Source organism: Chitinophagales bacterium, assembly GCA_013816805.1.
In the GTDB taxonomy this organism is placed as follows: Bacteria; Bacteroidota; Bacteroidia; order Chitinophagales; family UBA10324; genus MGR-bin340.
Genome location: JACDDS010000004.1, coordinates 37,610 through 51,259, shown reverse-complemented (window position 1 = coordinate 51,259; position 13,650 = coordinate 37,610). Strand labels below are relative to the sequence as shown.

Annotated in this window: 13 protein-coding genes and 1 tRNA gene; 10 read left to right on the top strand and 4 right to left on the bottom strand. The window is 40.1% G+C overall.

The features are described from left to right. Window positions 1–39: 39 nt before the first annotated feature. Window positions 40–930: a bifunctional 5,10-methylene-tetrahydrofolate dehydrogenase/5,10-methylene-tetrahydrofolate cyclohydrolase gene (locus H0W62_04195; protein MBA3647741.1), complete on the bottom strand. Its 891-nt coding sequence runs from the start codon at window positions 928–930 to the stop codon at window positions 40–42. A gap of 119 nt (window positions 931–1,049) precedes the next feature. Beyond that, entirely contained in the window at window positions 1,050–2,840 is a 1,791-nt protein-coding gene (gene lepA, locus H0W62_04190; protein ID MBA3647740.1) for an elongation factor 4, read from the bottom strand. Between the two features lie 163 nt (window positions 2,841–3,003). On the opposite strand from lepA, the gene H0W62_04185 reads away from it, so the two are divergent. From H0W62_04185 to H0W62_04165, 5 genes are all read left to right on the top strand, one after another. Next, entirely contained in the window at window positions 3,004–3,198 is a 195-nt protein-coding gene (locus H0W62_04185) for a cold shock domain-containing protein (protein MBA3647739.1), read from the top strand. A gap of 112 nt (window positions 3,199–3,310) precedes the next feature. Next, a tRNA-Arg gene (locus H0W62_04180) sits at window positions 3,311–3,384 on the top strand. Between the two features lie 63 nt (window positions 3,385–3,447). Beyond that, on the top strand, window positions 3,448–3,789 hold the full coding sequence (locus H0W62_04175) for a TfoX/Sxy family protein (protein MBA3647738.1): 342 nt from the start codon (window positions 3,448–3,450) through the stop codon (window positions 3,787–3,789). 117 nt (window positions 3,790–3,906) lie between these two features. Next, window positions 3,907–4,125: a hypothetical protein gene (locus H0W62_04170; protein MBA3647737.1), complete on the top strand. Its 219-nt coding sequence runs from the start codon at window positions 3,907–3,909 to the stop codon at window positions 4,123–4,125. After that, window positions 4,125–4,988 carry a cyanophycinase gene (locus H0W62_04165; GenBank protein ID MBA3647736.1) on the top strand — a complete coding sequence of 288 codons (864 nt, stop codon included), beginning with the start codon at window positions 4,125–4,127 and terminating at the stop codon, window positions 4,986–4,988. The genes H0W62_04170 and H0W62_04165 overlap by 1 nt, the downstream gene beginning before the upstream one ends. A 30-nt stretch (window positions 4,989–5,018) precedes the next feature. Here H0W62_04165 and H0W62_04160 read toward each other — a convergent pair whose 3' ends face one another. Together H0W62_04160 and H0W62_04155 are read right to left on the bottom strand one after the other, a co-directional pair. Next, on the bottom strand, window positions 5,019–6,011 hold the full coding sequence (locus tag H0W62_04160; protein MBA3647735.1) for a threonylcarbamoyl-AMP synthase: 993 nt from the start codon (window positions 6,009–6,011) through the stop codon (window positions 5,019–5,021). Further along, entirely contained in the window at window positions 6,008–7,378 is a 1,371-nt protein-coding gene (locus H0W62_04155; protein ID MBA3647734.1) for a TraB/GumN family protein, read from the bottom strand. The genes H0W62_04160 and H0W62_04155 overlap by 4 nt, the downstream gene beginning before the upstream one ends. 253 nt (window positions 7,379–7,631) lie before the next feature. On the opposite strand from H0W62_04155, the gene H0W62_04150 reads away from it, so the two are divergent. The 5 genes from H0W62_04150 (at window position 7,632) to H0W62_04130 (ending at window position 13,513) form a co-directional block, all read left to right on the top strand. Next, window positions 7,632–8,471, top strand: a complete 840-nt coding sequence (locus H0W62_04150) for a prephenate dehydratase (GenBank protein MBA3647733.1) — start codon at window positions 7,632–7,634, stop codon at window positions 8,469–8,471. Beyond that, the gene (locus H0W62_04145; protein ID MBA3647732.1) at window positions 8,468–9,598 is read left to right on the top strand and encodes a bifunctional 3-deoxy-7-phosphoheptulonate synthase/chorismate mutase type II; all 1,131 of its coding nucleotides are present in this window, start codon (window positions 8,468–8,470) and stop codon (window positions 9,596–9,598) included. The genes H0W62_04150 and H0W62_04145 overlap by 4 nt, the downstream gene beginning before the upstream one ends. Window positions 9,599–9,671: 73 nt before the next feature. After that, a complete protein-coding gene (aroB, locus tag H0W62_04140; GenBank protein MBA3647731.1) occupies window positions 9,672–10,742 on the top strand; it encodes a 3-dehydroquinate synthase in 1,071 nt (356 codons plus the stop codon). A gap of 30 nt (window positions 10,743–10,772) precedes the next feature. After that, window positions 10,773–11,978: a 3-phosphoshikimate 1-carboxyvinyltransferase gene (gene aroA, locus H0W62_04135; protein ID MBA3647730.1), complete on the top strand. Its 1,206-nt coding sequence runs from the start codon at window positions 10,773–10,775 to the stop codon at window positions 11,976–11,978. A gap of 497 nt (window positions 11,979–12,475) precedes the next feature. Continuing rightward, window positions 12,476–13,513 (top strand): LLM class flavin-dependent oxidoreductase, encoded by a 1,038-nt coding sequence (locus H0W62_04130; protein ID MBA3647729.1) that lies wholly within the window; start codon window positions 12,476–12,478, stop codon window positions 13,511–13,513. Window positions 13,514–13,650 lie beyond the last annotated feature (137 nt).

The following is a 13,650-nucleotide window of genomic DNA, read 5'->3' as shown; positions in this document are numbered from 1 at the left end:
AAACAGTATTGGCGATGGATTAGAGCAGAACAAGGTAGATTATGAAGTAATGAACATGCTATTCATCTCAACAGCTTTCATCGTATTCATCATCAATGCTGCAATGGTCATGGGGCCTACACCGCCAGGCACTGGAGTAATATAGCTGCATTTAGGCGCCACACTTTCAAAATGCACATCGCCTTTAAGCGTAAATCCCGATTTTTTTGTCTCATCCTTAACACGGGTAATACCCACATCAATAACCACAGCTCCCTCCTTCACCATTTCACCTTTTAAAAAGTCAGCTCTACCCAAGGCTGCTACTATTATATCTGCCCCTCTGCATACTTCGTCCAGATTTTTTGTCTTGCTGTGGCATAAAGTGACGGTACAATTACCCGGATAATTGTTGCTGCTTAATAGTATGCTGATCGGCTTGCCTACGATATCACTTCTGCCAATCACTACGCAGTGCTTACCGGAAGTGTCTATATTATATCTTTCGAGCAACAATAAAATTCCGTAAGGTGTCGCAGGTAAATGACACGGTAGCCCTTTCACCATTCGCCCTACATTTACAGGATGAAATCCATCCACATCTTTCATCGGATCTATTGCATAAATAACTTTTTCGACACTAATATGATTAGGTAAAGGTAGTTGCACCAGAATACCGCTTACCATTTCGTCGTCATTCAATTCCTGAATAATTTGCAGTAATTCATTTTCCAGTATAGAAGCATCTCTTGTGATCAGCGAAGACCCGAAGCCGATTCTTTCACAGGCCTTTACCTTTGAAGCAACATAGGTTTCACTCGCGCCGTCGCTTCCAATTAAAACAGCGGCTAGATGAGGAGCCTTTTTTCCTTCGAATTTTAATAAAGACACTTTTTGCGCAAGCTCATTTTGTATTTCCAGAGAAAGCTGCTTGCCATCGAGAAGAGTCATCTTTAAAAACCGGAATTATTTATCATAAGTATTTGTGAAGATGTAAGGCCAAAAACCACCTTTGATTGTCTCTTCTTGGGCGCGATAAGAGTGAGTAAAAAGTTAGAAATGCTCACAAATTAATCCTCCAGCTTTAACACGGCAAGAAATGCCGTTTGCGGGACTTCCACGTTTCCAATCTGTCGCATTCTTTTCTTTCCCTTTTTCTGCTTCTCCAGCAGTTTGCGTTTGCGGGAAATATCGCCACCATAGCATTTTGCAATTACATCTTTCCTCAACGCAGAAATGGTCTCACGGGCGATGATCTTAGCCCCAATCGCGGCCTGGATGGCGATTACAAACTGCTGACGAGGTAACAGCTCTTTAAGCTTTTCGCAGATCCTTCTTCCAAAATCATACGCTCTGTCTTTATGGATTAGTGCTGAGAGCGCATCTACGTTTTCGCTATTCAGCTTAATATCGAGCTTTACCAGCTCCCCGGGTCTGTATTCAATGGGATGGTAATCGAAAGAAGCATAGCCGCGGGAGATTGATTTCAGCTTATCATAAAAATCGAAAACAATTTCCGCCAGCGGCATTTCAAACGTGATCTCTATGCGAGAAGGAGTGAGATAATGTTGGTTCTTTAAGAATCCCCGCTTGCTGATGCAGAGGGACATGATGCTACCTATATATTCGGGCTTGGTGATGATCTGTGCTTTGATATAAGGCTCTTCAATGTGATCAAGCTGCGTGGGATCCGGAAACTCGCTCGGATTATTTAGAATCTTCATTTCACCATTTGTAGTATACACATGATAAGAAACGTTGGGAACGGTAGTGATCACCGGCATGTCAAACTCCCTGTCCAGACGCTCCTGGATAATTTCCAGGTGAAGCATTCCCAGAAAACCACAGCGAAAACCAAAACCCAACGCCGCTGATGATTCAGGTTCGAAGGTAAGCGAGGCATCATTAAGCCGAAGCTTCTCCATGCTCTCTCTCAGTTCCTGGTAGTCATCTGTATCCACCGGGTAAACGCCTGCAAACACCATTGGCTTTACATGTTCAAATCCATGAATGGATTCTTTGCACGGGCGATCTTTCAGGGTAATAGTATCCCCTACTTTTACTTCACTTGCATCCTTAATACCTGTTATAAGGTAGCCAACATCGCCGGTTTTAACTGCTTCACGGGGTGATTTTTCTAACAAAAGTGCACCTACTTCTTCAGCATCGTATTCGCTTCCAGCATTAAAAAATTTAACGTGATCGCCTTTTCTTAGTTCACCGTTGAATACACGATAATAAACAATTACACCGCGATAGGAATTGAATACGGAATCAAATATCAGGGCTTGCAAGGGTGCAGAAGAATCGCCTTTAGGTGCAGGAACACGCTGGACTATAGTTTCCAGCATATCATCAACTCCCTCTCCTGTTTTGCCGCTAGCCAGTAATATATCTTCCCGCTTGCACCCAATAAGGTCCACGATCTGGTCTTTTGTTTCTTCGATCATGGCTCCATCCATATCTATTTTATTGATAACCGGAATTATTTCCAGGTTACTGTCAATGGCTAGATAAAGGTTGGATATGGTTTGAGCCTGTATCCCCTGAGTGGCATCTACCAGCAGTAAAGCGCCCTCACAGGAGGCGATGGCCCGTGATACTTCATAGCTAAAGTCAACATGGCCGGGAGTATCAATCAGGTTGAGTATATATTTCTTACCGTGCAATGAATAACTCATCTGAATGGCGTGGCTCTTGATGGTAATTCCTTTTTCACGTTCCAGGTCCATATCATCGAGTACTTGTGCCATCATTTGGCGCCCTGTTATGGTATTTGTCTTCTCTAATAACCGGTCTGCGAGGGTACTTTTACCATGATCAATATGAGCTATAATGCAGAAATTCCTGATGTTTTCCATTCGTTGCAAAGATAGCAGATTAAGGATGAATGTTAATGGATGAATACGCTAGAAACGGTTAGTGATTTGGGTAAAGTTTAACTCAGCAGAGTGGTTAATTGATTTTTGGTTATTTTAATTTTTATCTTTGTGGGCAATTTTAATAAAAATTAATAATCTTTAAATGAACACTGGAAAAGTAAAATTTTTTAATAAGGCAAAAGGCTTCGGCTTTATTGTGGATGATGAATCCGGAGAAGAAATCTTTGTACATGCCACAGGTCTGATCAATGAGATAAACGAAAATGACAAAGTTTCTTTTGATGTTACAGAAGGAAAAAAAGGACAAAATGCCATTAACGTAAGATTGATATCCTGACATTTTTCCTAGGAATTGTACGGTAAAAAGTGACGCTTAATTTATTAAGAAGGCTGGAAAAAATACCATTCTTTGGAAATGTACACTCGTGTTTTTCCTATTTTTTCCTTTTGGTCCCGTAGCTCAGTTGGATAGAGCAACAGCCTTCTAAGCTGTGGGCCATGCGTTCGAATCGCATCGGGATCACGAAACTTTCCTGGGAACGATTCTTATGGCTTCAACATTCCGGATCATTAGTAAGACGGCTCTATGGCATATAATCCAAAGCTTGCTACAAGAGTAAGAGAAGCACTTACCGGCATTTTAAATGTAGAAGAAAAAAGAATGTTTAGGGGCATCGCTTTTATGGTAAATGGAAAAATGTGTATAAGCGTTGGTGATGATGAAATAATGTGCCGCATTGATCCCGCTTTGCACAATGCAGCAGTAGAAAAGAAAGGTTGCAGAACAGTAAAAATGCGGGGACGGGAATACAAAGGATGGGTACTTATCAGTAAAGAAGGAATGAAATCAAAAAAAGATTTAAATTATTGGATCAGTCTTGCTCTTGACTTCAACGTAGCAGCTAAAGCCACTAAAAAAAGAAAGTAGCATATTACCTGCAGCTTTTATTTGAGAAATAAAATGAATGGAGATTCTTATCGGCGAGCTAGCGACTTAAAAAGGTATTATATAATCGATGCGTGAGACTTATTTATAATACTTTATATGGGGACTTTAACCATAAAAAAAATAATTCCACTTTTTTTGCTGCTCCTTACTTCATTAATCAGCTGCAAAAAAGATGAATTGCCTGTTTATAAATCCAGGATACCCGTTTCACAACCTTTCAATAAATCAACGTTAATACCCCAAACCACTGAGAAAGCACTCATTAAAGGTGATCCTGCCAATGTGCAAACCACCACTCAGAGTGGCTTTGTTTAATGGGTGGAAGCACCGATGTAGATGAAGCGTTTGAATGGATGATTGACCGCAGCGGTGGTGGAGACTTTGTAGTGATACGCGCAACGGGAACCGATGCCTATAACGATTATATCTATAACCTCGGTAAGGTAAACTCAGTAGAAACCATTATTATCACCTCCATAGAAATGGCCAATAAACCATCTATCGAATCAAAAATAAAAAATGCAGAGGCACTTTTTATTGCCGGAGGCGACCAGTGGGACTATGTAAAATTTTGGAAAAATACCAAAGTAGAAGATGCAATTAATTATTTGATTAACACCAGGCATGTGCCTGTCGGTGGTACGAGTGCAGGTTGCGCCATCCTCGGCCATGTTTATTTTTCGGCACAATATGGCACGGTCACTTCTTCGCAGGCCCTTAATAATCCTTACGACAGGAGAGTAACATTAGGCAGAGATGATTTTATTGATATTCCCATACTGCAGCAAACCATCACCGATACCCATTACGATAATCCGGATCGCAAGGGGCGGCATACTGTTTTCCTTGCGCGGATGGTACAGGATTGGAGTATGAATGCTAAAGGTATCGGCGTAGAGGAAGAAACAGCAGTGTGCATTGATGCGAATAATATCGCTACTGTTTTTGGCTATGGAAACGGAACTGCTTTCTTTCTGCAAAAAACTGATTTAGGACCGGAAGTATGTCAACCTAACACCAAGCTTACCTGGAACAGGAATAGCCAGGCGGTAAAAATTTATAAAATTGAAAATGCATTGAATGGAAATGGTTCTTTCAATCTTAATGATTGGAGCACCGCATCCGGCGGCACATGGAGTTATTTTTGGGTAAATGAAGGAATTTTTCATGAAGAATAATACTCAAATGAAGCATAAGTCGTTTCGGGATTAAAATTCCGAATGCTGAATTATTTTGTCCATCCTGTTTTCTATTGCTTTGCTTAGTGAAGAGTTTCCCCAATTGACTTTAAGCATGAATGCTATTGGCAACTGCAATAAATCAATGGAAGACAAGCGTTCATAAAAATGCTGTGCAAGTTCTGGTAAATTGTTTACTGAACCAAGGCTTACCAGGTGTATATTATTTTTAGAAAAATATTTTCCCTGTTCAGATTTAAAATCTTTTAACTGTTCATCTGTGTGAAGTATTATGGCATTTGAAACAAGTCGGTGTTCCTCAGGTAACCAATAGATCGGCGTTTTTGGGGCATAATGTGTATACCTGGATCCGGGCGTTGCTTCGGCACTATTGGCTGAAGTAACCCTTTGTATAGAAACATCGGGTAAAATGGTTTGTATTTCTGTTTCACCAATAGCTCCCGGGCGAAGTATAATAATTTGATTTACTGAGCGTGCATCTATGATAGTGGATTCTAAGCCAATTTTTGAATAACCGCCATCAACTGAGCCATCAATATTGTTACCTAAATCTTTTTCTACCATTTCAATCGAAGTAGGCGAAACTCTTCCTGAAGTATTTGCGCTTGGCGCTGCAAGAGGCACATTTATCTTTTTTAGTATAGTAAGAAAGACCGGATGATCCGGGATACGCGCAATCATTTGTTTCCTGCCGCAGGTTGCAAAGAAGAGGGGTGACTCTGAGGGTAAATCAATCAGGTAGCTGATTGGTCCGGGGGAAAAGTGTTTAATCAAAAATCTGGTATTACCGGAAATAGATGCAGCAAATTTTTCTATTTGTTCAAGGGAATAAAAATGGCATATCAGCGGATTATCTGCCGGGCGGTTTTTAATTTCAAAAACCTTAGCTATTGCCTGCGGATTTGTTGCGAGCGCGGCCAATCCGTACACGGTTTCAGTGGGAACGGCTATAACTTTACCGTGCGTTAAAAATTCAGAAGCTTCCTCAGCAGGCAGCCTCAAGAGACCAGTTTAAATGAATTATAAAAACGCTCCCGGTTTAACCTTGTAATCTTCTTTGTGTCTTCTGCCTTTAGTATTACTAATTTGTTTTTCATCTGAATCGCCAGAACAGTGATCATTTTTCCGCCCTTCATAACATAGGTAGTTGAACGGGCAGGCCAATCATTCCATAATATTTTCTCAACGTGCCCCGGAATAACCGTTTCATCCGGGAATAACGCAGAAGGGTTTTCAAAGAAAAATTTTTCAGAGTCCGGCTTAATATTCGTATAATTGATTATATAAACGGAATATAAATTACTCTTCTCTGTGACAGCAATAGGGCTTGTGTAAAGAAACAGATCTAAAGAATCCCGCCGGTCAACTGTTAATTCCGGTGGCTCCGGAAATTGAATAGTAAAAAGATTTTGCGGAGATGTAAACTGATACCATCCGGTTTCTAAATAATTTTTATACGAAGGGATTACAGGAATAACAGTAAATCCTTTTTCACGAAGCAGGCTCACCAAACCTTTCTCACCCCCAAGGTGTCCGGCGCCAACGGCTATGAATGTGCTAAAGCTCTTTATTATACTATCAATGTGCTCACACATGCGGTGGTTTCGCCGCGTAAACAATGCATTAAATAAGGTATCGGGTAATGAAAAGTCATTTTCAAACTCCATCATCTTTACTAAATTATTACCTGTGTAATATTTCATCATCTCTTCATATTCGGAAACATCACTTCCTGTTTTCCGGATTGTTTGCATCAGGATGCAAGCCTGATCTTTATAACTGAGTGCATCAAAAATAAGAAGCTGTTCTTCTGCTGTCTCCAGTCCATAAATTTTTTTATGCTGGTGCATCGCCATAGTTTGTAAATACTGATCCAGGAAAAGTAATTTCTTCGCATGCAGCGAGTCATTGTCTTCACTTTCTGCCTGTGATAACAATACAGCTGTATATATTGGTTTTACCTTATTGAAAAATGAGATGCTATATCCAAAGTTTTTTTTACAGTAAGCATCCACTGAATCAAACTGGGCTTCATTCAATAATCGGATCAAGGAATGGGATGAATCCATTAAAATTGCATCCATCACTTTTCCCTGCAGTGCATTGTCTATTACGACTTCCATAGCAAAGGCCTCGCATTTTTCGAACTTTATCATCACTGAATCGGCCAAATGGAATACCCGGTTGTCGCGGGAATGCATAGTGCCATACAGGTATGAAGGTGAATGAATCCCATTACCTGAAATTTCCCACAATAAGGAATTTCCCTGTGCCACGCAGCAAGAACCTATCAGAAGATAAAGGGAAAATAAAGACAATATAGATTGAAACTTACATACTTTAAACTTACAATGTGATAGCTTCTTCATTAGGCCTGATTTAACTTAAAACTATAAACCGCGAAGGTAATCTACGAACGCTGTTTTGATGCTTTGAATATATGAATCCATGTTTTTGTAGATCATTGCTTTCATCTTTATATTAACACCATCAAAAAAATACGGATAGGATTGCAAACTAACCTTTGTTAGTTAAAACCCTTATCCCGCGCACGTTTCATCGGCTTTTTCTTTCTTCGTTCACATTTTCAATTACCTTTGTTGCCAGCAATATTTTAACCAGATGCGAAAAAAGAAAGTTTCAATTCAAGGCATAGAAGCATCCTTTCATGATGTTGCTGCAAGAAAGTTTTTTGGTCGTGACATAGAGCTGGTAGAATGTAACAGCTTCAGGCTTTCATGCGAAAAACTTATTGAAAATGAAGCGGATTACTGTGTGATGGCAATTGAAAATTCCATAGCAGGTACCATCCTCACTAATTACAATCTTATTACCGATTATAAGCTTCGAATTATAGGTGAAGCGTACCTGCATATTGAATTGCACCTGATGGGCCTGAATGGTGTCCGGATTGAGGAAATAGAATTCATTCACTCCCACCCTATGGCTATCCGGCAATGTGAAGAATTTTTAATGCGATATCCGGATAAAAAAGTGGTTGCCTTAAATGATACTGCAGAATGTGCAAAAAATGTCAGGGAAAAGAACCTGACAACTACTGCTGTGATTGCTGGCGATGCTGCCGCCGAAACCTTTGGAATGACAATCCTTAACAGTAACATAGAAACTCACAAAAAAAATTACACCCGTTTTCTTGTTCTGACAGATAAGAATATCAAAATTTCAGAAGCCAACAAAGCATCTATCAGTTTCCAGCTGGATAATTCGCCACGAAGCCTGATGAAAGTAGTTGATATCTTTGGCGATTACTGGATCAACATGACAAAAATTCAAAGCATACCAATCGTAGGAAGGCCAAATGAATATATTTTTCTGGTGGATTTGGAATGGGATAAGTATGCAAATTATGAGAAGGCAATAACACGAGTGCTGAAAAAAACTTTCAATCTTTCTATATTAGGTGAATACCGAAAGGGAAATTTTACAAATGCAAAATCATGAGCACAAAACGATTAGAACTTGAACTTATTCCTTTGCAGGAATGGCTTCCATTTGACTCAAAGCCGGTACTTATTGCAGGCCCTTGCAGCGCTGAATCGGAAGACCAGTTGATTAAAACTGCCCTCGGCATAAAAAAATATTTTAATCAGTTTGTTTTTCGCGCAGGAATTTGGAAGCCACGTACCAGGCCTGGCCAGTTTGAAGGAATAGGGGTTATTGGACTGGATTGGATGAAGCGGGTGAAAGAAGAAACAGGTGCCTGGCTTACCACTGAAGTTGCCAACCCAATGCACATCGAAAAAGCGCTTAAGAACGGCATCGATATTCTTTGGATAGGCGCACGTACTACAGTAAATCCATTTTCTGTTCAGGAATTAGCGAATGCTTTAAGAGGGGTTGATGTTCCCGTTCTTATAAAGAATCCTGCCTACCCGGATCTTCAGTTGTGGATCGGTGCTCTTGAACGTTTTAATCGCGTAGGGATAAAAAAAATGGCAACAGTACATCGCGGGTTTCATTCCTACGAAGTTACTGCATATCGCAATCAGCCACAATGGGAAACAGCTCTTGAATTAAAAACCATGTGCCCTGAATTACCAATGATTTGCGATCCCAGTCATATTTGCGGAAATACTCACCTTACTGCGCATGTATCGCAAAAGGCCATGGATTTACATTACGATGGATTGATGATTGAAACTCATATTGATCCTTTAAGAGCTCTCAGCGATGCCCGTCAGCAGATTACACCGGATCGGCTGTACGAGATTATTTCCAATCTCGTAATCCGGGATCCTCTAGAAGAAACGGAGAAGAGTAAATTGCAGGAGTTAAGGGATAAGATTAATGAGCTGGATGAAGACCTGCTGCAAACATTATCCTCGCGTATGCTTCTTTCAAAAGAGATCGGTGATTGGAAGCGCGATAATAACGTGATTGTTTTCCAGGTAAGCCGCTGGGAAGAGGTACTAAAGAAAGTGCTTGAATTGGGAGAAAACCTGGGTTTAAAACGTGATTTTGTAAAGCAGCTATATATGCAAATCCACGATGAATCAATCAGGACACAGGTGGATATTATGAATATAACAAGCAAAGACCAGCCTAAAGGGGAAGTGGTGCGTTCATAAATACTTAATAATTATATTTTTTTTAGATTTTCCCTAAACCGATTCTAACAGTAGTTAGAAATTGTAAAGGAACATGGCTACTGTGAAACAAAACCAAACCAGGAAAAATATTTTTTCTAAAAATTTTCGAAAAGAGGTTTTAAATTTTCTTACAAAAAAAAATTATTCAAAACTTTTTATCCTTGTTGATGATAATACTTCAAAGCTTTGCCTGCCTGCCTGCCTGAATGTCTTCGAATCTTTTAATGAGCATGTGGTTATTGAAATACCTTCCGGAGAACAGCATAAAAACCTGGATACTGCAAAGCAGGTTTGGAAAGAGCTTACAGAAACTAATGCTGATCGAAACGCAGTACTCATCAACCTGGGAGGTGGTGTAGTTTGCGATTTGGGTGGATTTGCTGCAGGAACGTATAAGCGAGGTATCAATTTTATACATATACCCACTACCCTTTTAGCCCAGGTTGATGCAGCGTACGGAGGAAAGCAGGGAATTGATTTTCTTAATTACAAAAACCAGGTCGGCATTTTCCAAAATCCTGCCGCGACCTTTGTGAACACAGAATTTCTGAAAACACTTCCTTTAGAAGAGACTGTGAATGGATTTGCAGAGGTAATAAAACATGGCCTTCTTTCCGGTGGTGAATTCTGGAAACGGGTAACTGCAATAAAAAAACTGCAAGATGTCGATTGGAAAAAAATTGTCTCTGATTCCATAGAGATAAAACTATCCGTCACTGAAAAAGATCCGAATGAAAAAGGGTTGCGCAAAATTCTCAATTTCGGTCACACCATTGGTCACGCTGTGGAAAGCGCCCTGATAAGCACAGGAATTAGAACGCTGCATGGATATTGTGTGGCGGCAGGGATGATTGGCGAGCTGTATCTTTCTCTAAAGGTTTGTGGGTTCCCCCCAAAAAAAATGAATAAGGTTGTGTCATTTATACGAAGCCATTTCCCTCCGATCGATTTGGCAGGGATTGCTTCTGAAAATTTACAACAACTGATGCTCCATGATAAGAAAAATAGCTATGGACGAATTCAATTTTCATTATTAAAAAATATTGGCGAACCGGTAATTAACGTCGAAGTAAAAGATGAAGAAATTAGTAATGCCATTAAATTTTTAAATAAAGGCTTATAACTAATAGACTGTACTTGCGTGAAGTATTGTATTTCAAAAAAAGATAAAAATATTAATGGGATCATCCATCTGAGTGGATCCAAAAGTATCAGTAACCGCGTGCTGATTATCGAGGCATTGATGAAAGCGGATATTACCAAAAAAAATCTTTCCGATTCCAATGATACCATAGTGTTGCAGCAGCTCCTGCGTTCTTCAGGAGCAACTTTCGATGCACATGATGCCGGAACTTCCTTCCGTTTTATGACTGCATTTCTTGCCATAAAAAAAGGCGAATGGATTTTAACAGGAAGCCGGCGAATGAAGCAACGCCCGATCTCTGATTTAGTGAAGCCGCTTCGTAAATTGGGTGCAACTATTGAATACCTGGAACAAGAAAATTATCCGCCCTTAAAAATTTCAGGTGGTAATATCAAGGGGGGGCGCGTAGCCGTTCAGTCCGGTATAAGCAGTCAGTTTGCTTCAGCGCTGCTTATGATAGCTCCTTGTTTAGAAGAAGGTTTAACGATTGAGCTTACCGGTAATGTTGTTTCCGAACCCTATATTGAAATGACTCTTTCGCTGATGAAGCACTTCGGAATAAACCATACTCATAGCGACAACATCATTCATGTGCCCCCACAAAAATACCTGCCAAAAGATATTTATATTGAATCGGACTGGAGTGCTGCTTCTTATTACTATGAGATGGCAGCGTTTTCAGATAAATGTGACCTAACACTTATAGGGCTGCTTCAAAATAGTTTCCAGGGAGATGCGGCAATCGCTGCTTTAACTGAAAATTTCGGGGTAAAAACAACTTATGGTGATGCAAGAATTCACCTTACCAAAACAAAACCAAATAATGTTTTTGATTTTGATCTTAACGATCAGCCCGATCTCGCCCCAGCCCTTTTCGTTACCTGCGCAGGACTTTCTCAGAAAGCTTCATTTACTGGCCTTGAGCATCTCCAATACAAAGAAAGTGACCGTGAAGATGCACTTCGAAAGGAATTAGAAAAGTGTGGAATTACTATGGCGCGCAATGACCAGGAGATTCATATTTCCGGCAATTTTGTTCCATGCGAATACGCTTTTTCTACTTATCTCGATCATCGAATGGCAATGGCATTCACACCGCTTGCGATGGTGTCTGAAAAAATAAAAATTGAAAACCCTGATGTAGTAAAAAAATCATATCCCGGATTTTGGGAAGATATTAAGAAATTGGGGTTTGAGATTGAAGAAGAGCAATAACATTTAATGAAGGACATTTGAGAATATTATTTATAAGCAATCTGGCTGATGTTTACGATGAATGACAGTTAACCCAGAAGATTACTACTGTCAAATCTCCGCGACCACTTGCGAAACAGAAAACATTTATGCATGTATTATCTGAGTACTTCAAACTTCCCGCTGAATCTATTTGATTTCCTATCCGTCGTTTATTGATAAGGAATGCCATGCAAGGAGATTTAAAAATTCTAATGGTATGACAGTTTATAACGGAAAGGTTTAATATTTCATTTTCTATTTTATTAAATTTTCATAATTATAAAAGTATCACACATCTTGTACAGATTAAAAAATGCCAGATAAAGAAAGCGCTCTAATTAAGTGGCAAAAGTTTTTCTTTTTTGCAAGGGATCTTCGTTGAATTGAGAACAAAAAATAATACTTCAGTATTGAATTGACTCCAATGCAGTCCTTTATATGCTTCATCACAAATAAGCAGATTTAAAACAAATAGCATGGAAATTGGGATTGATAGCTTCGCCGCAGCAATGCCTGGTAAAGACTCTGGTAATACAACAAACAATGCAGATTCGATACAGCAGTTACTCGAAAGAATAGAACATGCAGACTCTATCGGTCTCGAAGTGTTTGGCATTGGTGAGCATCACCGAAAAGAGTTTCTTGATTCCGCGCCCACAATCATTTTGGCCGCGGCGGCATCCCGCACCAAACGCATTCGTCTTACAAGTGCAGTAACGGTACTTAGTGCAGCCGACCCTGTACGTGTATTTCAGAATTTTGCCACGCTTGATTTGGTATCAAACGGTCGTGCAGAAATGGTAGTTGGCCGAGGTTCTTTTGTAGAATCTTTTCCGCTGTTTGGATTGAACCTGCAGGATTATGATGAGCTCTTTTCTGAAAAACTGGATCTTTTGCTAAAAATACGGGACAATGAAATAGTTACCTGGTCAGGAAAATTTCGCCCTGCACTTAAGAATCAGTCGATCTACCCGAGGCCTTTTCAAAATCCCCTGCCTATTTGGTTAGGTGTAGGTGGTACACCAGAATCATTTGTGAGAGCCGGTACTCTCGGGTTGCCGTTGATGGTTGCAATTATAGGTGGTGAAACACACCGATTTCGTCCGCTGGTTGATCTTTACAGAGAAGCAGGGAAAATAGCCGGCCATTCTCCTGAAAATTTGAAGGTGGGCTTACATTCTCTTGGCTATTTAGCTAATACGACGCAGGAAGCTATTGATGATTTCTACCCGGGCTATGCAGAAACATTTACCCGGATTGGTAAAGAGCGTGGCTGGCCACCCGTAAGAAGATCGCAGTTCGATGCCCAGGTTGGCCCTCAAGGTGCCTTGCTGGTTGGTGGTCCTGAAGAAATCGCAGAAAAAATTATTCGGCACAGCAAGGCTTTAGGCGGAATCTCCAGAATCACTTTTCAGATGGATAATGCAGCCTTATCGCATTCTAAGCTAATGGAATCTATTGAACTATTGGGTAACCGTGTAGCGCCAATAGTTAAAAATGAAAAAGGCACGTGACGAAAGGTCATTATAATTTTACCAAGATTAGAATGCGATAACAGCAGTGTATGGATAACATCATTATTTCCTATTCTCAGGAAATAATATCCATTTATAAGGCCATGTAAACCCATCTTCAGTTAATTATTCCTTCA